Source organism: Curtobacterium sp. ME26 (assembly GCF_903970945.1).
Classification (GTDB): Bacteria; Actinomycetota; Actinomycetes; order Actinomycetales; family Microbacteriaceae; genus Curtobacterium; species Curtobacterium citri.
In genome coordinates, this window is sequence record NZ_CAJCKG010000002.1 from 94,461 (window position 1) to 118,906 (window position 24,446).

The window sequence follows — 24,446 nt, forward strand, 5'->3', positions numbered from 1 at the left end:
CGATCCTCGCAGGTCGCCGGGAGCCCGGCCGTGTGCTGGCACTCGGATTGACCGAGTGCCAGACTGTCCCTAGACTCGCGTTGGCACTCTCCTGTGCGTAGTGCCAACCGGTTCCCATCTGTACCGAGTCAGTACCGAGAAAGAAGAGGTCACCGTGGCCGTCACCATCAAGCCGCTCGAGGATCGCATCGTCATCCGCCAGGTCGAGGCGGAGCAGACCACCGCTTCCGGTCTCGTCATCCCGGACACCGCGAAGGAGAAGCCCCAGGAGGGCGAGGTCGTCGCCGTGGGTCCGGGTCGCATCGACGACAACGGCAACCGCGTCCCGCTCGACGTCGCCGTCGGCGACAAGGTCATCTACTCGAAGTACGGCGGCACCGAGGTCAAGTACTCCGGCGAGGACCTGCTCGTCCTCTCGGCGCGCGACGTCCTCGCGGTCATCGAGCACTGAGCTCACGCCCCACGAACGCCCCGTCCGGCTCCCAGCCGGCGGGGCGTTCCTGCGTCCGGTGACGGCCGGGAGGCGCGGTGCCGCTCCGCAGCGTCCGACCGGCTTCCTAGGATGGTTCCGTGAGTGAACAGGTGCCGGCCCGGCCGGTCCGCAGCGAGGCGTCCGTCGGCGTGGTCCAGGCGATCGTGGCGTACGGCCTCTGGGGCCTCATGCCCCTGCTCTTCGCGGCGATGAGCCCCGCCGGTGCGTTCGAGATCGTCGCCTGGCGCATCGTCTTCGGACTGGTGTTCTGCGCGGTCGCGATCGCCGTCACCCGCTCCTGGCTCCGCACGCGCTCCCTGCTCGCCCAGCTTCGGGTGGTGCTCGTCATGGGCCTCGCCGCGGTGCTCATCCTGGTGAACTGGACCGTGTACGTCGCCGCGACGACGACGGGCCACACGGTCGAGGCGGCGCTCGGCTACTTCATCAACCCGCTCGTGACGATCGCGCTCGGCGTCGTGGTCCTCCGCGAACGCCTGCGGCCGGCGCAGTGGGCGGCGGTCGGCATCAGCGTCGCGGCCGTCGTCGTGATCGCGATCGGCTACGGGCAGGTGCCGTGGATCTCGCTCGTGCTGGCGTTCTCGTTCGGGCTGTACGGCCTCGTCAAGAAGCGCGTGGGCGGGACGGTCGACGCGTTGAGCGGGCTGACGCTCGAGACCGCGTGGCTGCTGCCGATCGCGGTGGGTGCGCTCGTCGTGCTCGGGGTCACGGGACTCGGGGGCGGCCTGACGTTCACGAGCGAGGGGTGGCCGCACGCCGTCGTCACGGTGCTGACCGGCCCGGCGACGGCGGTGCCGCTGCTGCTGTTCGCGTCGTCCGCACGGCGGGTCAGCCTGTCGACGCTCGGGTTGACGCAGTACCTCGCGCCGGTCCTGCAGCTGCTCGTCGGCGTCGTCGTGCAGCACGAGGCGATGCCGCCCGCACGGTGGGTCGGCTTCGGCATCGTCTGGGTGGCGCTCGTGGTGCTCACCGTCGACAGCTTCGCGGCCGCCCGGGCAGCGCGGCGCCGGACGTCAGCACCTGCGGCGGTCGAGCCGGCCTGACGGAGGCGGGGAGCGCCTCCCGTCCGCCTCGGTGCCCGCGCGCGGTCCGGAGCGCTGTGCCGAGACTCGGCCATGCGGACAGTTTCGCGGTACCGCGCCCGCGAAACCGTCCGCGGACGCGAGTCTCGCGGGGACGACGTCGGCCCCGGACCTGCGAGAGGTCCGGGGCCGACGTCGAGCGGTGTTACTTCGAGACCGAACCCTGGATCGCGGTCTGGTAGACGGGCTTGTTGTCGCCGTCGAACTTGTAGATGCCGATGTAGGCGCTCGACGGGTCGTTCTTGCTGTCGAACGGACCGATGCCGGACGGGCCGGTGTAGTGGATGTCCTCACCGGAGTCGAGCAGCTTCTTGCAGTCGGCGAAGGTCGAGCACTCGGTGCCGCCGTCCGCACCGGAGACCGCGGCCATGTTGGCCTGGATCGTCCCGGAGTCGGTGCCCTTGCCCTTGACCGCGGCCAGCGCGGCGAGGGTGGTGGCGTCGTAGGACTCGGCCGCGTACGAGTAGTCGGCGAGCTCCTTGCCGGACGACTTCTTGTAGAAGTCCGCCAGGCGCTGCTTCAGCTCGTCCTTCGGGCTCGCACCGGGGATGGTGCCCTGGGCGCCCTCGAGGGTGCCCGGGTCGAAGTCCTTCGAGTAGTCCGCCGTGTTGCCGTCGGACATGTAGATCTTCGCCATGTCGGCGTTCTGCGACTTCAGCTCGGGGATGATCGACTTCGTCTCGTCGAAGGCGAGCACCACGATGGCGTCCGGCTTGGCCGCGAGGGCCGCCGTCACCTCGGACGAGAACGTCGTCTGTCCGGGCGGGAACTCCTGACCCTTGCCCTTGCCGCCGTAGACGACCTGGCCGCCCGAGTCCTCGACCGCCTTCTGGACGGTGTCGCGGAGACCCGTGCCGTAGGTGTCGTTGAAGACCAGGAACGCGACCGTGGCGTTGCCGTCACCGGTGATGAGCTGACCGAGCGCCGAGCCCTGGACCGAGTCCGGCGGAGCGGTGCGGTAGTAGTGCGACGAGTAGCCCGACAGGTCGGTCGCGGTGTTCGCCGGCGAGATCTGCACCATGCAGTTGCTCGTCAGCTGGTCGATGACGTTCAGCGTGACGCTGGACGACTCGGCGCCGATGACGACGGGGACCTTGGCGTTGACGAGCTTCGTCGCCGCGGAGCTCGACACGGTCATGTCGTTGCTGTCACCGGAGTCGGTGGCGGGGTCGATGCTGACGTCCTTGTCCAGCACGCCGCCCGCGGCGTTGATGTCCTCGACCGCGAGGCCGACACCGGACTCGGCCGGCGGGTTGAGGTACGACAGCGTGCCGGTGAGCGGCAGGATCGTGCCGATCTTCAGCGCGTCGGTACCGGGGGTGTCGGGTGCCTTGCAGCTGGCAGCCGGGTCCTTCTTCGCACCGCCTGCCGACGCGGAGGAGGTCGACTCGGCGCTGCCGCCGGTGGAACACGCGGCGAGGAGGAGCGCTGCCGCTCCCGCCACTGCCAGTGCCGTGGTGGCACGGGTGGTTCTGGTCATCCGTGGAGCCCTTTCTCTGCGCGGAGGCTCAACCGCATCGGGTCGAGCGCGGTCACCTCCGCGTGGGTTGCCGAGAAAACTAGGGCCGAAGTGTTTCGCGTGTGTGTCCAGGATCGACACCTGGACGTTTCGTTACACACCCGTGACGAAACTGAGCAGGCGCACGGGAAGGCCTGATGAGGAGTCCGTCCGGACGGTCTCCGAGGTCTGGAGCGCTCCCTGGACGGCGCCGGATCCGACGTCCGACGGACCCGTGCGGGCACCCCACCGGCCGCGCGTACGGTCCCGGGCATGAGCGACGCAGCTTCCGAGACCACGTTCCGTCCGACCCGAGCCATCGTCACCGGCGCCGAGTCCGGCATCGGCAAGGCCACCGCCGTGGCCCTCGCCGCCGCCGGCATGGACGTCGGCATCACCTACCTGTCCGAACCCGAGCGCGCCGAGGAGACCGCCGCGGAGATCCGGCAGGCCGGACGCCGGGCGTTCGTCGCGCAGATCGACGTGACCCAGCTGGACCGGGCCGGTGCGGTCATCGACGACCTCGCGGCGCAGCTCGGTGGGGTCGACGTCATCGTGGCTGACGCCGGGACCGGCGACAACGCCCCCTTCCTCGACATCACCCTCGAGCAGTGGCGGCACACGGTCGCGACGGACCTCGACGGCGCGTTCGTCACGATCCAGGCGGCTGCACGACGCATGGTCGACCAGGGCACCGGCGGGCGGATCATCGGCATCACGAGCGTGCACGAGCACCAGCCGCGGTACGGCTCGAGCGCGTACGACGCCGCGAAGCACGGGCTGGGCGGGCTGCTCAAGACGATCGCGATCGAGCTCGCGCAGCACGGGATCACCGCCAACGCGGTCGCACCGGGGGAGATCGCGACCCGCATGACCGGCGCCGAGGACGAGGACCCGCACACCATCGACCGCCCGGGGGTGCCGCTCGGTCGTCCGGGCAACGCGTGGGAGATCGCGGCCGCGGTGGCGTTCCTGGCCTCGCCGGCGTCGTCGTACATCACCGGGGTGTCCCTGCCGGTCGACGGTGGCATGCTGCAGATGGGCCCGCACGGCGGCAGCCACATCACGAGCGACGACTGGCGGAGCGCGTAGGGGCCGGCGGCGGGCGGGAGGGCGGCCGGGCGTCGCGTTGCGTTTCCGCAAAACGCAATGTGGGCGGTTCCTCGCAGGGACATCCCGCTGCGAGGAACCGCCCGGGTTGTGTCTTGCGGTCCGTCAGGCTCCGGTCGGGAGGCCCGTGGTGCGCAGGAGCGTCTGCAAGCGCCCCGGGGTGCGCACCTCCGACCAGCCCCAGCGGACGACGCCGCGCACCTCCGGCCGCACCAGCAGGGCCTGCTCCCGTGTCTTCTCCCGCCGGACGGCGTCGGGCCCGTCGTACTTCTCGAGGCCGTCGAACTCACCGACGATGCCCGCGCGCGGCCACCAGAAGTCGACGCGGTACCGACCGAACTCCTGCTGCAGGACCGGCGGTGGGAAGCCGTCCTCGTCGATGCGGACGCGACTGACGGACTCTCCGGGCGACTCGGACCGGGGGTCGGCGAACCGGAGGGCGCGGCGGGCCCGCGTCATGCCCCGCGGTGTCGGCCACGCCGCGAACGCACGGCGGAGTTCGTCCGCGTCGGTCGACCCCGTACGGAGGACGTGGTCGAGCACCGCCACGCCGTTCTCGTACGACGTGCTGCGGACGAGGTCGACCACGGTCCGGATGAGCGTGGTGACCCGACGCCCGTCGATCGTCGTCACCTCGTGGGTACCGAGTGCCGCTGCGTGGCGGACGACACGACGACCGGAGTGCGTCGTGCCGAGCAGGGGGTCCGTGACGTGCACGCGCCGGTCCGGCCGATCCACGTCGGGCAGACCCCAGAGCAGTGCGGCCGAGCGGTGGGACAGGGTGCGCCACTCACCGACGGTCGTGATCACGGCCTCGAGCTCGGTCCGTGCCCGCTCGCGCACCGATGCTGATCGCAGGGCGTCGGCCTCGACCGCGACGCCGTGCGTCAGCCGGACGAGCTCGCCCCGCCGGACGCGGTGTTGCGCGTCCCGGTCGTCGGACGTGAGCAGGACGAGTGGCAGGGGTTCGTGCATGCGGACGAGCTTCGGGCAGTCACGGGGACGCTGCGGCTCGTCGTCCGGATCTGTGGAGAACGGCGAGCGCACGATCGCGAAACGCAACGTCGGCGGTCCCTCGCAGCGGAGTACTGCTGCGAGAAACCGCCGACGTTGCGTCTTGCGGAAGGGGAGAGGCGGGTCAGCCTCGGTAGTTCGGGGCCTCGACGACCATCTTGATGTCGTGCGGGTGCGACTCCTTCAGTCCGGCCGCGGTGATGCGGACGAACTTGCCGCGGGCCTTGAGCTCCGGGACGGTCCGGCCACCCACGTAGAACATCGACTGCCGCAGCCCGCCGACGAGCTGGTAGACGGCGTTCGCCACCGAGCCGCGGTAGGGCACCTGCCCCTCGATGCCCTCGGGGATGAGCTTCTCGTCCGAGGGGACGTCGGCCTGGAAGTAGCGGTCCTTCGAGTACGAGGTCTTCTCGCCGCGGGTCTGCAGGGCGCCGAGGGAGCCCATCCCGCGGTAGGCCTTGTACTGCTTGCCGCCGACGAACACGAGCTCGCCCGGGGACTCGTCGGTGCCCGCGAGGAGCGACCCGAGCATGACGGTGTCCGCACCCGCGACCAGGGCCTTCGCGATGTCGCCGGAGTACTGCAGGCCGCCGTCGGCGATGACCGGCACGCCGGCCTCGCGAGCGGCGAGCGACGCCTCGTACACGGCGGTGACCTGCGGCACGCCGACGCCGGCGACGACGCGGGTGGTGCAGATGGAGCCCGGGCCGACGCCGACCTTGACCGCGTCGACGCCCGCGTCGATGAGCGCCTGGGCGCCCTGACGGGTCGCGACGTTGCCGCCGATGACGTCGATGCCGGCGAACGACGGGTCGGCCTTCAGGCGACGGACCATGTCGAGCACGCCCTCGCTCTCGCCGTTGGCGGTGTCGACGACGAGCACGTCGACGCCCGCGTCACGCAGGGCCTCGGCACGCTGCCAGGCGTCGCCGAAGAACCCGATCGCGGCGCCGACGCGCAGCCGGCCCTCGTCGTCCTTCGTGGCGTCCGGGTACTTCTCGCTCTTGTCGAAGTCCTTCACGGTGATGAGCCCGCGGAGCTTGCCGTCGGCGTCGACGAGCGGCAGCTTCTCGATCTTGTGCTGCGCGAAGATCGCGACCGCTTCCTCGGGATCGATGCCCTCGGCCGCGGTGATGAGCGGCGCCTTGGTCATGACGTCGCGGACGAGCGTGGTCGCCATCTCGAACGGGGCGACGAAGCGCATGTCCCGGTTCGTGATGATGCCGACGAGCGTGCCGTCCGACTCGACGACCGGCAGGCCGGAGACGCGGAACTGACCGCACACGGCGTCGACGTCGGCGACGGTGGCGTCGGGGGTGGTCGTGACCGGGTTCGTGATCATGCCGGACTCGGAGCGCTTGACCTTGTCGACGTAGGCGGCCTGGTCCTCGATGGACATGTTGCGGTGCAGGATGCCGATGCCGCCCTGGCGCGCCATGGCGATCGCCATCCGGGCCTCGGTGACGGTGTCCATCGCCGCGGAGAGCAGCGGGACGTGCACGTCGATGCGCTTGGTGAGCCGGGACGTCGTGGACGCCTCGCTCGGGATGACGTCGGTGTGCCCCGGCAGGAGCATGACGTCGTCGTACGTGAGTCCGATGAATCCGAACGGATCCGGCTGGTCCATGGGTCCCCTTCGTGGGCGAGGTGAAGTGGTCGGCACCGGGGCGCAACGTCGGGTTCCCGATGGGCCATGGTAACGCGCGCGACCCGCCGGCCATTCCGCTGTCCCCCGAGCCGTCGCGGCACGCGGAGCCGCGGTCGGGGCGAGATCCGGTCCCTGAGAGTCCGTGTACCGGCTGGACGGGCGGTTTCGTGCGGATCTGCGCGGGGTCGGTCACGAAAGCAGCACGATTTGTGCAGGAGACGTGCTGGAAACACGGGGGACACAAAAAATCCCTAGGGTCCTCGACTATCCGAACGAGAGGCTCATCCGTGGGTTCCATCACTCCGCCGGGGTCAGCGCTCATGCGCCGACTCCGCCGTGGGGCACCAGGTCGCAACCGCCTGGTCCTCGCCGCAGTACTCTTCCTCGCCTTCCTCGCAACCTTCGCGGTCGACTGGGCAGTGTCGCCCTCGGCCGAGGCGGCGACGAGCGCCCCGTCCGCCAGCAGCACCCCCGCGAGCAGCAGCCCCGCGGGCAGCGGTGCCGCGACCGGGCCCTGCACGGTCAGTCCGACGAACGGCTGCATCCGGGGCACCATCCTCGACTCCGACCGGAAGCCGGCCGCCGGCATCGACGTCGACGTGGCGGGTGCGGGCGGCTTCGCCCAGACCGCGACCACCGACGACTCCGGCCGCTGGTCCGTCTCGGTCACGACCGCCGGGCAGTACACGGTCAGCGTCGACCAGTCGTCGCTGCCGCGGGGGCAGTACCTGACGAACGCAGCCGACGCCGAGCGCAAGGTGAACGCGACGCTCAACGCCAACGTCGGGCAGATCTTCCAGCTCTCCGACCAGCAGGGCGCGACCACCACCGCGGACACGAGCAGCGTCAGCGCCGCCCGCGCCTGGCAGCAGCTCGCGTCGGGCATCCGACTCGGGCTCCTCATCGCCCTGGCGTCGGTCGGTCTCTCGCTCATCTACGGCACGACCGGCCTGTCGAGCTTCTCGCACGGCGAGCAGGTCACCCTCGGCGGCCTCCTCGCCTACGTGTTCGCGAACCAGCTCGGGTGGAACATCTGGGTGACCGGGATCGTGGTCACGCTGCTCTGCGCGGCCACCGGGTACCTGCAGGACGCCGCGATCTGGCGACCGCTGCGGCGTCGGCGGATCAGCCTGACGCAGCTCATGATCGTGACGATCGGGCTCTCGATCGCCGCGCAGTACGCGTTCCAGTACTTCTTCGGCGCCTCGACCGTCCGCATCCAGCAGGGCAACCCGGAGACGGTGACCTTCGCGGGGCTGACGCTGACCGTGCAGTCCTACGTCGCCATGGCGATCGCGCTCGTCGTGCTCGTCGGCACCGGGCTCTTCCTCGCGAAGACCCGCTTCGGCCGGGCCACCCGCGCCGTCTCGGACAACCCGGCGCTCGCCGCGGCGTCCGGCATCGACGTCGACCGGGTCATCCGGTTCGTGTGGACGCTCGCGGCCGGCCTCGCGGGGCTCTCGGGCGTGATGCTCGGCCTGGTCCTCAACGGCGTGAACTGGCAGACCGGCCTCCAGCTGCTGCTGCTCATGTTCGCGTCCGTCACCCTCGGCGGTCTCGGCACGGCCTACGGCGCCCTCGTCGGTTCGATGATCATCGGCATCGTCGTCGAGCTCACGAACCTCGTGCTGCCGGGTGACTTCAAGTACGCCACGGCCCTCGTGATCCTCATCCTCATCCTGCTGTTCCGGCCGCAGGGCATCTTCGGTCGCGCCGAGCGCATCGGCTAAGGGAGCACCGACATGGACTACATCCTCAGCCTGCTGTCGTCACTGACGCAGGAGGCCCTCGCCCCCACCACGGCGGCGTTCGCCCTGGCCGCCATCGGCCTCAACGTGCACTTCGGCCTCACCGGCCTGATCAACATGGGCCAGGCGGCGTTCCTGCTGCTCGGCGCCTACGGCTTCGCGATCTCGATCACGAACGGCCTGCCCTTCGTCATGGCGGTGCTCGTCGCGCTGGCGGTGGCGATCGTCTTCGCGGTCATCCTCGGCATCCCGACCCTGCGGCTGCGCGGCGACTACCTGGCGATCGTGACGATCTCCGGCGCCGAGATCATCCGCATGGTCGGTCGCTCCAGCCTCTTGACGGACACCACCGGCGGTTCGAACGGCATCGCCGGTTCGGCCTACCGCGACCCGTTCAACGCCCTCAGCCCACTGCCGGACGGCACCACGAGCATCCTGTGGTTCACCTACTCGAACAACGGCGTCAACGGTTGGTGGATCCGCATCGCCGCCTGGGGCCTCGTCGCGCTCTTCACCCTCGTGCTCTTCCTGCTCATGCGCAGCCCGTGGGGTCGTGTCGTGAAGGCCATCCGCGAGGACGAGGACGCCGTGCGGTCCCTCGGCAAGAACGTCTACTCGTACAAGATGCAGGCGCTCGTGTTCGGTGGCGCGCTCGGTGCGCTCGCCGGGGTCATCTACGTCCTGCCGAGCTCCGTGCAACCGGATGCCATGGGTCGCTCGATGACATTCTTCATCTGGACGGCACTCATCCTCGGTGGTGCCGCGACCGTCTTCGGTCCGGTGCTCGGGGCGATCCTGTTCTTCGTCGTGCGGCTCTTCGTCCGCACCCTGGCCGGGGACTTCATCCCCGACTCGATCATGAACGCGCAGCAGGCGGAGCAGTTCTCCTACGTGCTCGTCGGCATCGCGCTCATGCTCCTCATCGTGTTCCGGCCACAGGGACTCCTGGGCAACAAGAAGGAGCTGTCGTTCAGTGTCTGAGACGTACACCCACACGAAGTCCGACCCGATCCTCACGGTCGACGGCGTCACCCGGCACTTCGGCGGCATGACCGCCGTCGACGTCGACCACCTCGAGGTGCAGCGCGGCACCATCACCGCCCTCATCGGTCCGAACGGCGCCGGCAAGACGACGTTCTTCAACCTGCTGACCGGCTTCGACAAGCCGAGCCCCGGTGCGACGACCCGCTTCAACGGCGACACGCTCCAGAAGACGAGCGCGACCCACATCGCGAACAAGGGCATGGTCCGCACGTTCCAGCTCACGAAGGCGCTGAGCCGCCTGACGGTGATGCAGAACATGCTGCTCGGCGCCCGCGACCAGCCGGGGGAGAACTTCTTCGTCGGCCTGGTCCCCGGACTGTGGCGGAAGCGCGAGCGGGAGATCACCGCGAAGGCCGAGGACCTGCTCGCCCGCTTCAAGCTCCTCGAGAAGCAGGACGACTACGCCGGATCGCTCTCGGGCGGCCAGCGGAAGCTCCTCGAGATGGCGCGGGCGCTCATGTCCGACCCGACGATGATCATGCTCGACGAGCCGATGGCGGGCGTGAACCCTGCGCTCACCCAGTCGCTCCTCGGGCACATCCAGTCCCTGCGCGACGACGGCATGACCGTGCTGTTCGTCGAGCACGACATGCACATGGTCCGGCACATCTCGGACTGGGTCGTCGTGATGGCCGAGGGCAAGGTCGTCGCCGAGGGGCCGGCCGACACGGTGATGGACGACCGTGCCGTCATCGACGCGTACCTCGGCGCGCACCACGACACCGACCTGGGCGACGACTCGCTCCTCAACGAGGAGACCTACGAGGAGCTGGCCGAAGAGGTCAAGGAAGAAGACGAGCAGGAGGCGACCCGATGACCGACGCAACGAACGCAGCGGACGCGAGCCGCGCCTCCAGTCCGACGACGGACGCGACGAACGCGACGGGCGCGACGGGCGCGACGGGCGCGACCGCGACCGCGACCGCGACCGCCACCGTCGAACCCGTCCTCACCGCGAAGAACCTCGTCGCCGGCTACCTGCCCGGCGTCAACATCCTGAACGGCTGCGACCTCGACTGCTACCCGGGCGAGCTCATCGGCATCATCGGCCCGAACGGCGCCGGCAAGTCGACGCTGCTCAAGGCCCTGTTCGGCCTGGTCTCCATCCGCGAGGGCTCCGTGAGCCTGCAGGGCGAGGACATCACGAACCTCAAGGCGAACAAGCTCGTGCAGGCCGGTGTCGGCTTCGTGCCGCAGACGAACAACGTGTTCCCCTCGCTCTCGATCGAGGAGAACCTGCAGATGGGCCTGTACCTCCGCCCGAAGAAGTTCGCCGAGCGGCTCGAGGTCATCTACGACCTGTTCCCGGTGCTCGGGCAGCGGCGCACCCAGCGGGCGGGCTCCCTGTCCGGTGGTGAGCGGCAGTCGGTCGCGATGGCGCGTGCGCTCATGATGGACCCGAAGGTGCTGCTGCTCGACGAGCCCTCCGCGGGCCTGTCGCCGGTGCGGCAGGACGAGACCTTCATCCGGACGCGTCGGATCAACAAGGCCGGGGTGTCGATCATCATGGTCGAGCAGAACGCGCGACGCTGTCTGCAGATCTGCGATCGTGGGTACGTGCTCGACCAGGGGAGGAACGCGTACTCGGGCACCGGGCGTGAGCTCGCCGACGACCCGAAGGTCATCGAGCTCTACCTGGGGACGCTCGCCAAGGACGTCGACTCCGCTCGCTGAGCGGGGTCGACCCGCGGGTACTGCTGTGGGGGTGGTACCCGCACCCGACGGAGCCGCGCTGGCTGCTGATGCGCCGCGCGGCTCCGTCCTCACGTGACGGCGAGCGGTGCGTTCCACCTCCGCCACCCGCGTGCGCCCCGGCCTGGAGGCACGGCCCGCCTCCGCCCGTCGGCTAGCGTGACGCCGTGCGCACCCCCGGCCCCCTCGTGCTCGACGCCCTCGTCTGGGTCGTCTTCGCCGTGCTCTTCGTCGGCGCCGCACTCCTGGTGAAGGTCGCGGCCGCCCTGCTCGCCGCGCTCGTCGTGCTCGCGCTCCTGCTCGGCCTGGTCCTGCGGGCGATCCGGAAGCGGCGCGTCCGACCCCCTCGGTGACCGGCGCTGCTGCACCGTCCACCCGTCCCACTCCTGGGGGCCGCCCGCTAGGCTTGCCCGGTGACTGAAGTCGAGATCGGTGCAGGCAAGCGCGGACGTCGGGCGTACGCGTTCGACGACATCGCGGTGGTCCCCTCGCGGCGCACCCGCGACCCGCAGGACGTCAGCGTCCAGTGGTCGATCGACGCCTTCACGTTCGAGGCCCCGATCCTCGCGGCACCGATGGACTCGGTTTCCTCGCCCGCCACGGTCATCCAGATGGGCCGGCTCGGCATCCTCGGCGTGCTCGACCTCGAGGGCCTGTGGACCCGGTACGAGGACCCGACGCCCTTCTACGACGAGATCAGGACGCTGACCGACGGCAACGTCACGAAGCGCATGCAGGAGATCTACGCCGAGCCGGTCAAGGCCGAGCTGATCACCGCGCGCCTGGCCGAGATCCGCGCCGCCGGGGTCCCGGTCGCCGGGTCGCTCAGCCCCCAGCGCACGCAGGAGTTCTCGCAGACCGTCGTCGACGCCGGTGTCGACCTGTTCGTCATCCGCGGCACCACGGTGTCGGCGGAGCACGTGTCGCAGGAGACCGAGCCCCTCAACCTCAAGAAGTTCATCTACGAGCTCGACGTCCCCGTGATCGTCGGTGGCGCCTCGACCTACACCGCAGCCCTGCACCTCATGCGCACCGGTGCCGCCGGCGTGCTCGTCGGCTTCGGCGGTGGTGCGGCGTCCACGACCCGTGCCGCCCTCGGCATCCACGCGCCGATGGCGACCGCGGTGGCGGACATCGCCGGCGCCCGCCGCGACTACATGGACGAGTCCGGCGGCCGGTACGTGCACGTCATCGCGGACGGCGGCCTCGACACCGCCGGCGACGTCGTCAAGGCGATCGCGATGGGCGCGGACGCCGTCATGCTCGGCACCGCCCTGGCGCGCGCCACCGAGGCGCCCGGCGGTGGTTTCCACTGGGGTGCCGAGGCGCACCACCCGGAGCTGCCCCGCGGACGCCGGGTCGAGGTGGGCACGATCGCCCCGCTGGAGAACGTGCTGAACGGCCCGACCCCGACCTGGGACGGCCGGGCGAACATCGTCGGCGCCCTGCGTCGCTCGATGGCCACCACCGGATACTCCGACGTCAAGGAGTTCCAGCGAGTAGAAGTGGTCGTGGCGCCGTACCACCAGCAGTGACGGTGGCACCCGTGCTCCCGCGCGGGTGACGCCTTCGGTGCCGACCGTGCGCGGAGGCCGGCTCCGTGCGCGCAACCCGCACGGAGGCGACGATGGCCAAGCCAGCCAGCAGCAGCACGCAGACCAGTACGGACGCGACGACCGCGGGTGCCGCGAGCACCGTCCACGACGCGGAGCAGGAGCACACCGCCCAGGGCAGCGGGGTCGGCTTCGACCCGTCCGCCAAGCTCGGCCCGGACGAGCGCGCCGCGACGATCGAGGCGCTGAAGACCCGCGAGCTCGACGTCCTGGTGGTCGGCGGCGGGATCGTCGGCGGCGGCAGTGCGCTCGACGCGGTCACCCGTGGCCTGAGCGTCGGCATCGTCGAGGCCCGCGACTGGGGCTCGGGCACGTCGAGCCGTTCGTCGAAGCTCGTGCACGGCGGCATCCGCTACCTCGAGCAGCTCAACTTCGCCCTCGTCCGCGAGGCCCTGATCGAACGCGGTCTGCTCCTGCAGCGGATCGCCCCCCACCTCGTGAAGCCCGTGCGCTTCCTCTACCCGCTCAACCACCGCGTGTGGGAGCGCTTCTACATCGGCATCGGCATGGCGATGTACGACGTGTTCAGCTGGTCCGGCGGCCGTCCGCCCGGCGTCCCGCACCACCGGCACCTCAGCCGCAAGCAGGTCCTCCGGAACATGCCGGGTCTGAAGAAGGACGCCTTCGTCGGCGGCATGACCTACTACGACGCCCAGGTCGACGACGCCCGCTACGTCGCCTCGCTCGTCCGCACGGCCGCGTCCTACGGCGCGCTCGCCGCGAGCCGGGTCCGCATCGAGGGCTTCATCAAGGTCGGGGAGCGGGTCGTCGGCGCGCACGCGCACGACATCCAGACCGGCGAGAAGTTCGACATCCGGGCGAAGCAGGTCGTCAACGCGACGGGCGTCTGGACGGACGACACCCAGGCGATGGTCGGCACCCGCGGTCAGTTCAAGGTGCGGGCGTCGAAGGGCGTGCACCTCGTCATCCCGCGCGACCGCTTCCAGTCGAACACGGGCATGATCCTCCGCACCGAGAAGAGCGTGCTCTTCGTGATCCCGTGGGGCCGCCACTGGCTGGTCGGCACGACGGACACCGACTGGAACCTCGACAAGGCGCACCCGGCGGCGACCGCGGCGGACATCGACTACATCCTCGAGCACGTCAACAAGGTCCTCGCGGTCCCGCTGACCCGGGAGGACGTCGAGGGCGTGTACGCGGGCCTCCGACCGCTCCTCGCCGGGGAGTCCGACCAGACCTCGCAGCTGAGCCGCGAGCACGTCGTCGCGCACACCGTGCCCGGCCTGGTGGTCGTCGCCGGCGGCAAGTGGACGACCTACCGCGTGATGGGCAAGGACGCCATCGACGAGGCGGTCGCCGCGATGGACGGCAAGATCCCCGGGTCGACGACCGAGGACATCCCGCTGCTCGGCGCCGAGGGGTACCCGGCCGCCTGGAACCGCCGCAGCCGCACCGCGCGGACGTTCGGCGTGCACAAGGTCCGGATCGAGCACCTGCTGAACCGGTACGGCACGCTCGCGACCGAGGTCCTGCAGCTCGTCAAGGACGACCCGTCGCTCGCCGAGCCGCTGCCCCAGGCGGACGACTACATCGGCGCCGAGGTCGTGTACGCGGCCTCGCACGAGGGTGCCCTGCACCTGGAGGACGTCCTCGCCCGCCGCACTCGCATCTCGATCGAGGCGTGGGACCGCGGTGAGGAGGCAGCCCCGGTCGCGGCGAAGCTCATGGCCGGTGTGCTCGGCTGGGACCAGGAGACCACCGAGAACGAGGTCGCGAACTACCTGAAGCGCGTCGCCGCGGAGCGCGAGTCGCAGCTGCAGCCCGACGACCAGTCCGCCGACCGGGTGCGCCTGGAGGCGCCGGACATCGCGTTCGGCTTCGACGAGGACGACGTCGTGGTCGGCGGCGGCCGCTCCAGCGGCGCGGAGGGCGCGAAGGCGTCCGATGAGCAGGTCGTCGGCGAGAAGACGAGCGAACCGAAGTAGGGACGGACGGGAGGCGCGTGGCGACCCCGCCACGCGCCTCCCGTCCGTCGCCTGGTCCCGCTCCGTTCGCGGGGCGCGACCTCGGCGGTTGCCCGCAGCGCTACCCCGCTGCGAGCTGCTGCCGACGTTGCGTGTTGCGGGTCCGGATCATCGTCGCGAACAGCACACCCGGGATCGCGACGAGCGCGGCGATGCTGGTCAGGTACAGCACGCCGGCCCAGATCGTGTGGGCGGCGCCGTCGGTCGGCCACGAGTCGGCCACGTCCATGCCGAGGAAGAAGCCCGACTGGAACGTCGCGAGCCCTCCGGCGGCGAGGACGCCGAGGTGGAGCACCGCGATGACCGTCGCCGGCAACCGCGATGCGAGCCCGACGGCCGCCGCGGTCACGGCCAACCCGATCCCGATGCCCGCCACCACGATCACCCCGACGACGTCCTGCGTCACGTCGTTGCTGACGTCGACCCGGGCGTAGATCTGCGCCAGCGAACGACCCGGCACCGCCGCGAGCGGGTCGAGCACGAGCGCGTTCACGGCCAGCAGAGCCGCGTACGCCGCGACGACCACCACCCCGACGACGGCGACGACGATGCGGACGGACCCCCGAGTGTTCCCCATGGGACGACCGTAGCGCGCGGAATGCCCGGCACGACCCGGTGGTTATCATCGGGGTACTCACCAAGGGAGCCATCATGGTCGACGTCCATCGCGTCAAACTCCCCGGAGTCGGCGTGCTGCACAGCTTCTACACCGACGACGGTGGCAAGTGCGGTGTCATCACGCACCGGTCGGGGCACTCCGACCTCATCTCGTTCGCCGACGTCTCCGACGGCGCGGACAAGTCCGAGAAGGTCTCGCTGCGCCTGAGCGAGGACGAGGCGCACACCCTCGCCGAACTGCTCGGCGGCACCCGGATCACCGAGGGCCTCGACAAGCTCGACGAGATCCCCGGCCTGTCGATCGACTGGTTCAGCGTCGACTACGAGGACGCCATCGCGGGCAAGCCCCTCGGTGACCTGCACCACTCGGGCTTCATCGGCCTGACCGTCGTCGCCGTCGTGCGCGGCGACAGCGCCAACCCCGCCCCCTCGCCGGACTTCGTCGTGTTCCCCGGTGACACCATCGTCGTCGCCGGTTCGCCCGAGAAGGTCGCCAAGGCGTTCTCCTTCTACCGCAGCGGACAGCTGGCGGCGGCGGCCGCCGAGGCGCCGCCCGGGAGCTAGCCGGTGCACCTGGGTGGTGAGCTGCTGACCATCGGCGGCCTGTTCATCATCGCCTACGTCCTCGGACGCCTGGGCAAGACCATCGGTCTGCCCGCCATCCCGATCTACATGGTGGTCGGGCTCATCGCGAGCCCGCACACCCCCTGGATCGGCCTCAACGTCGAGTCCCACACGATCGAGCTCATCGCGACGTTCGGACTCATCCTCCTGCTCTTCAACCTGGGGTTGGAGTTCGACCAGGAGGAGTTCTACGGCAACGCCGGCAAGCTCCTGGTCTCCGGTGGCACGTACGTCGCGATCAACATGGGCGTCGGCTTCGCCTTCGGGTTCTCGCTCGGCTGGGGGACGCGCGAGGCCCTGATCATCGCGGGCATGACCGCGACGTCGTCGAGCGCGATCGTGACGAAGCTCCTCATCGAGCTGCGACGGCTCGCGAACGACGAGACGCCGATGATCCTCGGGGTCACCGTCATCGAGGACGTCTTCATCGCCGTCTACCTGGCGATCGTGTCCGTGGTGCTCTCCGGTGACACGAACCTCTGGGCGGTCGTCGGCAAGCTCGGGCTGGCGTTCGGCTTCCTCATCGTGATGTTCACGCTCGCCCGGTTCGCCGGCAAGTGGGTGTCGAAGATCTTCGCGACCCGCGACGACGAGCTCTTCACGGTGCTGTTCTTCGGCCTCGCGGTCATGTTCGGCGGCATCGGCGACCTGCTCGGGGTGACGGACGCGATCGGTGCGTTCGTGATCGGCCTGCTCTGCGGCGCGACCCGCTACCGGGACCGCATCGAGCAGCTCGCCCTGCCGATGCGCGACGTGTTCGCGGCCTTCTTCTTCGTGAACTTCGGCCTCGGGCTCGACCTGTCGACGTTCGGCGAGGTGCTCTGGCCCGTCCTCGGCGCGATCGGCATGACCGTCGTGCTCAACGCGGTCGCCGGGCAGCTCGTCGCGCGCATGAACGGCTTCGACGTCCAGCAGGGCATCAACACCGCGGTGATCCTGGTGAACCGCGGCGAGTTCGCGCTCATCCTCGCGACGCTGTCGGCTGCCGCCGGCCTGGAGGCGCGCATCACCGCCTTCGCGGGCCTCTACGTCCTCGTCATGGCCGTGCTCGGTCCGCTGCTCGCCGTGAACTCGGACCGGATCGGCCGCCTCGTGGTGCGTCCGGCGCGCGTGGCGCGGCTGCGCACGCGCCTTCGGTCGCGGCTCGGCCGTGGTGGCGCGGGCCGGCCCGGTGCCGTCCCCGCCGGGCCGGCGCTCGACGAGGCGATCGAGACCGCCGCCGTAGCCGGCGTCGCCGACCAGGACGCCGCCGCTGCTGCGCGCAAGGCCGAGCGTGACCGGCAGTTCGCGGAGGAGTTCGCCCTCGTGGAGGCAGCGGGCAGGGAAGAGCGCGACAATGGGTCACCGGGGCCGACGACGGGCGAACCCGTGACGTCGCCGGTCGAGATCCCCGCCGAGCGTCCGAAGCGCCCGGCCCGCCAGCGCGATCCGGAGTACTGATACAGATGTGGGCCGTAGCCCGACGACCGAGGTGGATCGCGCTGCTCCTGCTGGCGCTCGTGCTCGCGGGGGTGTTCGCGGGGCTCGGCAAGTGGCAGCTGGAGCGGAGCATCGCGAACGGCAAGCCGCTGCCGGAGACGACCGAGACGCGCCGCGACCTCGACGCCGTGACGCAGCCGGGGGCGGGCGCACCCGAGACCATCGCGGGCCAGAAGGTCTCCGTCACCGGGACCTTCGTCGCGGGGGACACCACGATCCTGACCGGCCGCTCCGGTGGCGGGACCTACCAGACCATCGGTCACCTGGTCGACGCGCAGAGCGGCGCGAGCCTGCCCGTCGTGATCGGCTGGTCCGACCGACGTGACGCGGCCGTCGCGGGCGGCGACCGCCTGGCCGACGGCGACGAGGTGACGGTCGAGGGACGGTACTACCCGGCGGAGTCGCCCGACCAGGACGCCTACACGAAGGGCGAGTTCTCGGCGGTCGCGCCCGCGCGCTTCGTGAACACCTGGAAGGCGTTCGACGACCGGATGTACATCGGGTACGTCGTCGCCGACGGCACCACCGCGGAGGCGGCCGACCTCGGCACCATCGCCGACCGCGCCCCGACGCGCGAGATCCAGTTCGACTGGCTCAACCTCTTCTACGCGATCGAGTGGGTCGTCTTCGCCGGCTTCGCCGTGTTCCTCTGGTACCGCTTCGTGAAGGACGCCTTCGAGCGCGAGGAAGAAGAGCGTCGTGAGGCCGCACTCAGCGTCGACGGGGCCCTGGTCGACCGACGGTAGGATGGACCGCATGGCCTTGACCGTCCGCACCCGTGACATCCCCAAGATCCCGGGAGCCGTCAAGTGGTACCGGGTCTCGGCGTACATCACCGGTGTGCTGCTGCTCGCCCTCGTCATCGAGGTCATCATCAAGTACACGCCGCTGCAGCTCGAGATGCAGCTCGGCAACGGACCGTTCTTCGTGCCCAACGGCACGGCGGGCGAGGCCCCCGGCACGTTCAACCTGTCGATCGCGATCCTCATCGCCCACGGGTGGCTCTACGTGCTCTACCTCTTCACCGACTTCCGCCTGTGGAGCATCATGCGCTGGAGGCCGACCCGCTTCCTGCTCATCGCCCTCGGCGGCATCATCCCGTTCATGTCCTTCGTGGTCGAACACCGCATGCAGAAGCGGGCCATGGACACCTACCACGAGCTGACCGCTGCGCAGCAGCGTGAGAAGGAGGCCGCTCGGTGAGCGAGACCGAACAGCGACCCGTCCTCGTCGTCGACTTCGGCGCCCAGTACGCGCAGCTGATCGCACGTCGTGTGCGTGAGGCGAACGTCTACAGCGAGATCGTCCCGCACTCGATCACAGCGGAGGAGATCCGCGAGAAGGACCCGGCGGCCATCGTGCTGTCCGGTGGTCCCTCGTCGGTCTACGAGGACGGCGCCCCGTCGCTCGACGGCGAGATCCTCGACCTCGGCGTCCCCGTGCTCGGCATCTGCTACGGCTTCCAGGCCATGGCGAAGTCGCTCGGTGGCGAGGTCGCACACACCGGTCAGCGCGAGTACGGCGCGACCGACGTGACCGTCTCGGGCACCGACAGCGTGCTGCTCGGCGACCAGCCGGCCTCGCAGGTCACCTGGATGTCGCACGGCGACTCGGTGGCCAAGGCGCCGGAGGGCTTCGACGTCCTCGCGTCGAGCGCCTCGACCCCCGTCGCCGCCTTCGCCTCGGACGAGCGCAAGCTCTACGGCGTGCAGTGGCACCCGGAGGTCAAGCACTCCGCGTACGGCCAGGCCGTGCTCGAGAACTTCCTGCACCGCGCCGCCGGGCTCCCCGGCGACTGGAACTCCGCGAACGTCATCGAGGAGCAGGTCGAGCGGATCCGCGCGCAGGTCGGTTCGGCACGCGTGATCGCCGGACTCTCCGGCGGCGTCGACTCCGCGGTGGCCGCGGCGATCGTGCACAAGGCCGTCGGTGACCAGCTCACCTGCGTGTTCGTCGACCACGGGCTCCTCCGTGCCGACGAGCGCAAGCAGGTCGAGGAAGACTACGTCGCCTCCACCGGTGTCCGCTTGGTCACGGTCGACGCGGAGCAGCAGTTCCTCGACGCCCTGGCCGGCGTGAGCGACCCCGAGCAGAAGCGCAAGATCATCGGGCGCGAGTTCATCCGCACGTTCGAGGCGGCGGCCGAGGCCCTGGTGCTCGAGGCCCGCGGCGACGACGACGCCGGCGAGGTCAAGTTCCTCGTGCAGGGCACGCTCTACCCCGACGTGGTCGAGTCCGGCGGCGGTTCGGGCACGGCGAACATCAAGTCGCACCACAACGTCGGCGGCCTGCCCGAGGACATGACCTTCGAGCTGGTCGAGCCGCTGCGCACCCTGTTCAAGGACGAGGTCCGTGCGGTCGGTCGCGAGCTCGGGCTGCCCGAGGTCATCGTCGGCCGCCAGCCGTTCCCCGGACCGGGGCTCGGCATCCGCATCGTCGGCGAGGTCACCAAGGACCGTCTCGAGTTGCTCCGCGCGGCCGACAAGATCGCGCGCGAGGAGCTCACCGCGGCCGGCCTCGACGAGGAGATCTGGCAGTGCCCGGTCGTCCTGCTCGCCGACGTCCGCTCCGTTGGCGTCCAGGGCGACGGCCGCACGTACGGGCACCCGATCGTGCTCCGTCCGGTTTCGTCGGAGGACGCCATGACCGCCGACTGGACGCGCCTGCCGTACGACACCCTCGCGAAGATCTCGAACCGCATCACGAACGAGGTCCCCGACGTGAACCGCGTCGTGCTCGACGTCACGAGCAAGCCGCCGGGGACGATCGAGTGGGAGTGATCACTCCCTGATGCCCCGAGGGCCCGGTACGCACGGCGTGCCGGGCCCTCGTGCGTGCGGGGGCGCTCCGGAGCCCCTCGCTCGAGGTTCCACAACTGCGGCATCTCGGCGCTCCGCCCGCCCACTCCTGGAACCGCGACGACGCCTGCGCGGCGAGTCCTGGAACCCCGGGGGAGCGGTCCCGGGCGCGCCAACCAGCGGGCAGGACGTGCCGGACGCCGAGCGGTGCGCACGGCAGCGAGCGGGCAGGACACGCCGCGCGGTCGCCGCCGAGCGGGCGGAGTCCGTCGCTCGGCGCCGTTGAGCGTGACGGATCGGGCCCGCTCGGCGACGGGGAGCGGGGCGGCAGTCTCCCGGGAACGACGAAGGGCCCCGGCGTGTGCCGGGGCCCTTCGGACGAGCGGGTGCGGGTCAGTCGCGGTTGCTCGCGAGCAGGGCGAGGATGCGCAGGATCTCGATGTAGAGCCACACCAGGGTGACGATGAGACCGAACGCCGCCGTCCACGCGTAGATGCGCGGGGCGCCGCGCTGGACACCGGTCTTGATCTGGTCGAAGTCGAGGATCAGCGAGTACGCCGCCATCAGGACCACGAAGACGCCGATCAGGACACCCCACGGGATGCCGAACAGGAAGCTCGGCTCACTGCGGAGCCCCTGCGCCCCGGTGGTCACGCCCGTGAGCATCAGGACCAGGTTGACGAGCGAGAACGCCAGGTACCCGACCATCGCGATGAGGAAGAAGCGGGTGAGCTTCGGCGTGGCCCGGACCTTGCCGGACGAGAACAGCAGCAGGGTCACGGCGAAGACGCCGAGCGTTCCGAAGACCGCCTGCGCGACGATGCCGTCCGACTGCGCGTTGAACGCTGCCGAGATGCCACCGACGAACAGGCCCTCGAAGAACGCGTACGCCAGGACCAGGCCCGGCGACGGCTTCTTCTTGAACGTGTTGACGAGCGCCAGCACGAAGCCGACGATCGCGCCGACGATCCAGACGATGGGCGGCAGGTTCCAGCCGGCGACGGCGCCGACGAGGAGCACGCCGAACGCCAGGAGCGTCTTGACGATGGTGTCCTCGTACGACATCCGGTCGGTGTCGACCGGGTTCGCCGTCGGGCGGTCGTACATGTACTGCAGCTGCTCGGGCGTCATGCCGCCCTGCTGCGGGTACTGCCCCTGCTGTGGGGTGCGTCCCCAGCCCGCCTGCTGCTGACCAGCGCCGGCGCCCCAGGCGCCACGGCCCTGGTCGTTGAAGGCGGGGGACTGGTCGAAACCGGGCTTGAAGGCCATGGTGTCCTCTTCCTTGGAGATTCGAGTCCTCTCAGCCTAGGGGCGCTGCACCGCGGAAGGCTGAGGATTCGCGGCGAGCGGAAGCGGGTCCTGACGGTCCCGACCCGCGGAGCCTACGGGCGTGGTCTGCGTGCGCGCCCCGAGCCGGTGGGGAACCAGCCGACCGTCTGCCGCAGCCGAGGCGGCGGGGTCGGGCCGTGCCTCCAGGCCGGGTCGGGGTCCGTCGGGACCGCAGCGCACCTGCGGGTACAGCCACGAGACCAGGGCGACCGAGATCACCATGAGGAGCAGCCAGGCGACGATCTTCGTCGGTGCGACCGGCTGCCACCCGGCGGCCTGCGCCGGGTAGGACCACGCACCCGCCCAGGTGGCGACGTCCTCCGCGAGCCAGATGAACAGTGCGACCAGCGACATCGCCAGCAGGACCGGCATCCGCAGCGTCGCACGGTGGACGCGCACGTGCATCGTCGTCCGGGCGAACAGCGCCACGACGAGCGCGAGCAGCGGCCAGCGGAGGTCCCACACGAAGTGGTGACCGAAGAAGTTCGCGTAGATGCCCACCGCGACCACCACGAGCAGCCACTGTCGCGGGTACCGGTCGAACCGCAGGTCGAACAGCCGCACGACCCGCACCATGTACGAGCCGACCGCGCCGTACATGAAGCCGGAGAAGAGCGGGACGCCCGCCACGACCAGCCAGCCGCCGGTGCCGTACTCCCACGAGCCGACGTGGGTCTTGAAGACCTCCATCACGGTGCCGACCACGTGGAAGACGAGGACGACGCGGAGCTCCCGGACGGTCTCGAGGCCGAACACGAGCATGCCGACCTGCAGTGCGACCGCGGCCAGCGTGAGCACGTCGTTGCGGGCGACCGGCGCCCCGGCCGGCCAGGTGAGGTGCACGACGGCCATCGTCGCGAGCAGCAGCGCCCCGAACGCGCACGCCCAGGCCTGCTTCGCCCCGAACACCAGGAACTCGGTGACGGCGAGCCGGACGGGGCGGTGCGGCTGGTGCCCGGCGTCGAGCAGGCGGCGTGCGGCGCGGTCGATGCGGGCCTCGACGGCGGTGGAGAGGTGTCGGACGGTCACGCCGCCGACGATCCGTGTCCCGGCTGGGAACGACGCCGCGCGGCTGAGCGGATGTGTCCACAGGTACACCTGCGGGTCACCGGGCGGCAGGAGCGAGCGGCTACGGTCGGCCCATGACGCGCGTGATCGCCCACCGGGGCGCCTCCGGACACCGGCCCGAGCACTCCCGGGGCGCCTACGAACTGGCCGTGGAGCTCGGTGCCGACGCGATCGAACCCGACCTGGTGCCCACGAAGGACGGCGTCCTGGTCCTCCGGCACGAGAACGAGGTGTCCGGGACGACCGACGTCGCCGAACGTCCGGAGTTCGCGCACCTGCGGACGACGAAGACCGTCGACGGGCAGAGCGTCACCGGGTGGTTCACCGAGGACATGACGTGGGACGAGGTCCGGACGCTCCGGGTCCGGGAGCGCCTGCCCGCGCTGCGACCCGCCTCCGCGGCCCACGACGGCGAGGGGACGGTGCTGCGCCTCGAGGACCTCCTCGGGATCCTCGACGCCGCCCCGCGTGCGGTCGGGCTGGTGGCCGAGGTCAAGCACGCCACCTTCTTCGACCGGGCCGGGTTCCCGATGGCGCAGCTGCTCGACGACGCGCTCGGGGACGCCGGCTGGCGCGGTGACGAGCGCCTGACCGTCGAGTCGTTCGAGAAGACCGTGCTCCGGCAGCTCGGCTCGCGCGGCACGGGTGGTCGGCTCGTGTACCTCCAGGAGGCCCGTGGCAGCGCCGCGGACGAGGTCGCCGCCCACGGGTCGGCGGCTCCGTCGTGGGCCTCGGAACGGACCGACGAGGCGCTCGCCGCGTTCGCCGGGGAGTTCCACGGCATCAGCGTCGACCTGCGGACCCTGATGGCGGGGGCGGACACCGTCCCCGTCGACGATGCGCGGCCGGTGCGGAGCGTGGTCGTCGACCGGGCGCACGCGGTCGGGCTCGCCGTCTACACCTGGACGCTGCGGCCGGAGAACCGGTTCCTGCCGGCTCCGCTGCGGCGCGGGGGCGACGTCGCGGCGCACGGCGACTGGGAGCGGTGGTTCACGTCGGTGGTGCGCACCGGCGTCGACGGGGTGTTCGCGGACCACCCGGACCTGGCGGTGCGGGCGCGGTCACTCGTCGAGGGTGCGACCGGCTGATCCGTCAGCTCCGCACGTCGGCACGCGGCGGGGTCGCCGTCGCGGCACCGCCGCAGTCCGCCACGTGGCGATCGCGGCAGCAGCGGCCGCCGAGAGCGCGATGAGCAGGCGGAGGCCCGGGAGGGGTGCCCAGGCGTGGGACCAGTACGTCTCGAGCAGCCAGACGCAGAGCGCCGCCAGGGCGCCGGCGAGCAGGGCGTGCGCGACGGCGTGCACGCCGCGTCGGACTGAGCACCGGGTGAGCGCCCACCCGAGTGCGTACGTGCACGGGAGCGCCACGATCGCGCCGCCGATGGTCACGAGCCCGGCGACGACGGCGAGGAGGAGGATCGTGAGGGCGAGCGCGGGCGGGCCGTCGGGCGCCCCGATGCCCCCGTCGGCGAGGAAGGACCAGCCGGCCCCGCCCGTGATGGTCACGGGCGTCGTGACGAACGACATCCAGCGCCAGCTCCGCTCGACGAGCTCGACGGCGTCGCCTGCGGTCCACGTCCTCATGCCGACAGCCTGCACGGGTGGAG

Annotated in this window: 23 protein-coding genes; 16 read left to right on the forward strand and 7 right to left on the reverse strand. The window is 70.7% G+C overall.

Features of this window, described 5'->3' with window-relative positions; translation table 11 throughout:
* The first annotated feature begins 154 nt into the window (after positions 1-154).
* On the forward strand, positions 155-451 hold the full coding sequence (gene groES, locus H7A69_RS01390) for a co-chaperone GroES (protein ID WP_056121496.1): 297 nt from the start codon (positions 155-157) through the stop codon (positions 449-451).
* 119 nt (positions 452-570) lie between these two features.
* Complete coding sequence (gene rarD, locus H7A69_RS01395) at positions 571-1,533, forward strand: EamA family transporter RarD (protein WP_182045405.1); 963 nt, start codon at positions 571-573, stop codon at positions 1,531-1,533.
* 184 nt (positions 1,534-1,717) lie between these two features.
* Here the strand turns inward: rarD and H7A69_RS01400 are convergent, their stop codons facing one another.
* Positions 1,718-3,052, reverse strand: a complete 1,335-nt coding sequence (locus H7A69_RS01400; RefSeq protein ID WP_069712836.1) for an ABC transporter substrate-binding protein — start codon at positions 3,050-3,052, stop codon at positions 1,718-1,720.
* A 291-nt stretch (positions 3,053-3,343) separates the two neighbouring features.
* Here H7A69_RS01400 and H7A69_RS01405 point away from each other — a divergent pair, with 291 nt between their 5' ends.
* A complete protein-coding gene (locus H7A69_RS01405) occupies positions 3,344-4,162 on the forward strand; it encodes an SDR family oxidoreductase (RefSeq protein WP_069712837.1) in 819 nt (272 codons plus the stop codon).
* A gap of 123 nt (positions 4,163-4,285) precedes the next feature.
* Here H7A69_RS01405 and H7A69_RS01410 read toward each other — a convergent pair whose 3' ends face one another.
* Both H7A69_RS01410 and guaB read right to left on the reverse strand, forming a co-directional pair.
* Entirely contained in the window at positions 4,286-5,155 is an 870-nt protein-coding gene (locus tag H7A69_RS01410) for a hypothetical protein (RefSeq protein ID WP_182045406.1), read from the reverse strand.
* A gap of 163 nt (positions 5,156-5,318) precedes the next feature.
* Complete coding sequence (gene guaB / locus H7A69_RS01415; RefSeq protein WP_069712839.1) at positions 5,319-6,821, reverse strand: IMP dehydrogenase; 1,503 nt, start codon at positions 6,819-6,821, stop codon at positions 5,319-5,321.
* A 308-nt stretch (positions 6,822-7,129) separates the two neighbouring features.
* On the opposite strand from guaB, the gene H7A69_RS01420 reads away from it, so the two are divergent.
* The 7 genes from H7A69_RS01420 (at position 7,130) to H7A69_RS01450 (ending at position 14,885) form a co-directional block, all read left to right on the forward strand.
* Positions 7,130-8,572 (forward strand): branched-chain amino acid ABC transporter permease, encoded by a 1,443-nt coding sequence (locus tag H7A69_RS01420; RefSeq protein WP_223246603.1) that lies wholly within the window; start codon positions 7,130-7,132, stop codon positions 8,570-8,572.
* Positions 8,573-8,584: 12 nt separating this feature from the next.
* Entirely contained in the window at positions 8,585-9,571 is a 987-nt protein-coding gene (locus H7A69_RS01425; RefSeq protein WP_069712841.1) for a branched-chain amino acid ABC transporter permease, read from the forward strand.
* On the forward strand, positions 9,564-10,451 hold the full coding sequence (locus H7A69_RS01430) for an ABC transporter ATP-binding protein (RefSeq protein WP_182045407.1): 888 nt from the start codon (positions 9,564-9,566) through the stop codon (positions 10,449-10,451). Before H7A69_RS01425 ends, H7A69_RS01430 begins: the two co-directional genes overlap by 8 nt.
* Positions 10,448-11,308 (forward strand): ABC transporter ATP-binding protein, encoded by an 861-nt coding sequence (locus tag H7A69_RS01435; protein ID WP_182045408.1) that lies wholly within the window; start codon positions 10,448-10,450, stop codon positions 11,306-11,308. The genes H7A69_RS01430 and H7A69_RS01435 overlap by 4 nt, the downstream gene beginning before the upstream one ends.
* A gap of 185 nt (positions 11,309-11,493) precedes the next feature.
* Complete coding sequence (locus H7A69_RS01440; RefSeq protein WP_182045409.1) at positions 11,494-11,679, forward strand: hypothetical protein; 186 nt, start codon at positions 11,494-11,496, stop codon at positions 11,677-11,679.
* Between the two features lie 60 nt (positions 11,680-11,739).
* Positions 11,740-12,861: a GuaB3 family IMP dehydrogenase-related protein gene (locus H7A69_RS01445; RefSeq protein WP_182045410.1), complete on the forward strand. Its 1,122-nt coding sequence runs from the start codon at positions 11,740-11,742 to the stop codon at positions 12,859-12,861.
* A gap of 92 nt (positions 12,862-12,953) precedes the next feature.
* Positions 12,954-14,885, forward strand: a complete 1,932-nt coding sequence (locus H7A69_RS01450; protein ID WP_259346020.1) for a glycerol-3-phosphate dehydrogenase/oxidase — start codon at positions 12,954-12,956, stop codon at positions 14,883-14,885.
* Between the two features lie 100 nt (positions 14,886-14,985).
* Here the strand turns inward: H7A69_RS01450 and H7A69_RS01455 are convergent, their stop codons facing one another.
* The gene (locus tag H7A69_RS01455; RefSeq protein ID WP_182045411.1) at positions 14,986-15,501 is read right to left on the reverse strand and encodes a hypothetical protein; all 516 of its coding nucleotides are present in this window, start codon (positions 15,499-15,501) and stop codon (positions 14,986-14,988) included.
* 74 nt (positions 15,502-15,575) lie between these two features.
* Between H7A69_RS01455 and H7A69_RS01460 the strand changes: the two genes are divergently transcribed.
* From H7A69_RS01460 to guaA, 5 genes are read left to right on the forward strand one after another with little or no spacing between them, the layout of a single operon-like run.
* Positions 15,576-16,106 (forward strand): cation:proton antiporter regulatory subunit, encoded by a 531-nt coding sequence (locus H7A69_RS01460; protein WP_069712847.1) that lies wholly within the window; start codon positions 15,576-15,578, stop codon positions 16,104-16,106.
* A gap of 3 nt (positions 16,107-16,109) precedes the next feature.
* The gene (locus H7A69_RS01465) at positions 16,110-17,606 is read left to right on the forward strand and encodes a cation:proton antiporter (RefSeq protein WP_182045412.1); all 1,497 of its coding nucleotides are present in this window, start codon (positions 16,110-16,112) and stop codon (positions 17,604-17,606) included.
* Positions 17,607-17,611: 5 nt separating this feature from the next.
* Positions 17,612-18,391, forward strand: a complete 780-nt coding sequence (locus H7A69_RS01470; RefSeq protein ID WP_182045413.1) for an SURF1 family cytochrome oxidase biogenesis protein — start codon at positions 17,612-17,614, stop codon at positions 18,389-18,391.
* Between the two features lie 10 nt (positions 18,392-18,401).
* Positions 18,402-18,848: a DUF3817 domain-containing protein gene (locus H7A69_RS01475; protein ID WP_069712890.1), complete on the forward strand. Its 447-nt coding sequence runs from the start codon at positions 18,402-18,404 to the stop codon at positions 18,846-18,848.
* Positions 18,845-20,425, forward strand: a complete 1,581-nt coding sequence (gene guaA, locus H7A69_RS01480) for a glutamine-hydrolyzing GMP synthase (protein WP_182045414.1) — start codon at positions 18,845-18,847, stop codon at positions 20,423-20,425. The genes H7A69_RS01475 and guaA overlap by 4 nt, the downstream gene beginning before the upstream one ends.
* A 411-nt stretch (positions 20,426-20,836) precedes the next feature.
* On the opposite strand, the gene H7A69_RS01485 is transcribed toward guaA, so the two are convergent.
* Positions 20,837-21,712, reverse strand: a complete 876-nt coding sequence (locus tag H7A69_RS01485) for a Bax inhibitor-1/YccA family membrane protein (RefSeq protein ID WP_182045415.1) — start codon at positions 21,710-21,712, stop codon at positions 20,837-20,839.
* 36 nt (positions 21,713-21,748) lie between these two features.
* Positions 21,749-22,801, reverse strand: a complete 1,053-nt coding sequence (locus tag H7A69_RS01490; RefSeq protein WP_182045416.1) for a DUF817 domain-containing protein — start codon at positions 22,799-22,801, stop codon at positions 21,749-21,751.
* A gap of 113 nt (positions 22,802-22,914) precedes the next feature.
* On the opposite strand from H7A69_RS01490, the gene H7A69_RS01495 reads away from it, so the two are divergent.
* Complete coding sequence (locus tag H7A69_RS01495) at positions 22,915-23,928, forward strand: glycerophosphodiester phosphodiesterase family protein (RefSeq protein ID WP_182045417.1); 1,014 nt, start codon at positions 22,915-22,917, stop codon at positions 23,926-23,928.
* On the opposite strand, the gene H7A69_RS01500 is transcribed toward H7A69_RS01495, so the two are convergent.
* Complete coding sequence (locus tag H7A69_RS01500; RefSeq protein WP_182045418.1) at positions 23,902-24,423, reverse strand: hypothetical protein; 522 nt, start codon at positions 24,421-24,423, stop codon at positions 23,902-23,904. The genes H7A69_RS01495 and H7A69_RS01500 overlap by 27 nt on opposite strands.
* Positions 24,424-24,446 lie beyond the last annotated feature (23 nt).

Coding starts and splice junctions, on each gene's coding strand:
- H7A69_RS01400 (WP_069712836.1), bottom strand. CDS start 3,052: ATGACCAGAACCACCCGTGCCACCACGGCACTGGCAGTGGCGGGAGCG.
- H7A69_RS01485 (WP_182045415.1), bottom strand. CDS start 21,712: ATGGCCTTCAAGCCCGGTTTCGACCAGTCCCCCGCCTTCAACGACCAG.
- H7A69_RS01425 (WP_069712841.1), top strand. CDS start 8,585: ATGGACTACATCCTCAGCCTGCTGTCGTCACTGACGCAGGAGGCCCTC.
- H7A69_RS01475 (WP_069712890.1), top strand. CDS start 18,402: ATGGCCTTGACCGTCCGCACCCGTGACATCCCCAAGATCCCGGGAGCC.
- guaB (WP_069712839.1), bottom strand. CDS start 6,821: ATGGACCAGCCGGATCCGTTCGGATTCATCGGACTCACGTACGACGAC.
- H7A69_RS01470 (WP_182045413.1), top strand. CDS start 17,612: ATGTGGGCCGTAGCCCGACGACCGAGGTGGATCGCGCTGCTCCTGCTG.
- H7A69_RS01495 (WP_182045417.1), top strand. CDS start 22,915: ATGACGCGCGTGATCGCCCACCGGGGCGCCTCCGGACACCGGCCCGAG.
- H7A69_RS01455 (WP_182045411.1), bottom strand. CDS start 15,501: ATGGGGAACACTCGGGGGTCCGTCCGCATCGTCGTCGCCGTCGTCGGG.
- H7A69_RS01450 (WP_259346020.1), top strand. CDS start 12,954: ATGGCCAAGCCAGCCAGCAGCAGCACGCAGACCAGTACGGACGCGACG.
- H7A69_RS01500 (WP_182045418.1), bottom strand. CDS start 24,423: ATGAGGACGTGGACCGCAGGCGACGCCGTCGAGCTCGTCGAGCGGAGC.
- H7A69_RS01435 (WP_182045408.1), top strand. CDS start 10,448: ATGACCGACGCAACGAACGCAGCGGACGCGAGCCGCGCCTCCAGTCCG.
- H7A69_RS01410 (WP_182045406.1), bottom strand. CDS start 5,155: ATGCACGAACCCCTGCCACTCGTCCTGCTCACGTCCGACGACCGGGAC.
- H7A69_RS01405 (WP_069712837.1), top strand. CDS start 3,344: ATGAGCGACGCAGCTTCCGAGACCACGTTCCGTCCGACCCGAGCCATC.
- H7A69_RS01460 (WP_069712847.1), top strand. CDS start 15,576: ATGGTCGACGTCCATCGCGTCAAACTCCCCGGAGTCGGCGTGCTGCAC.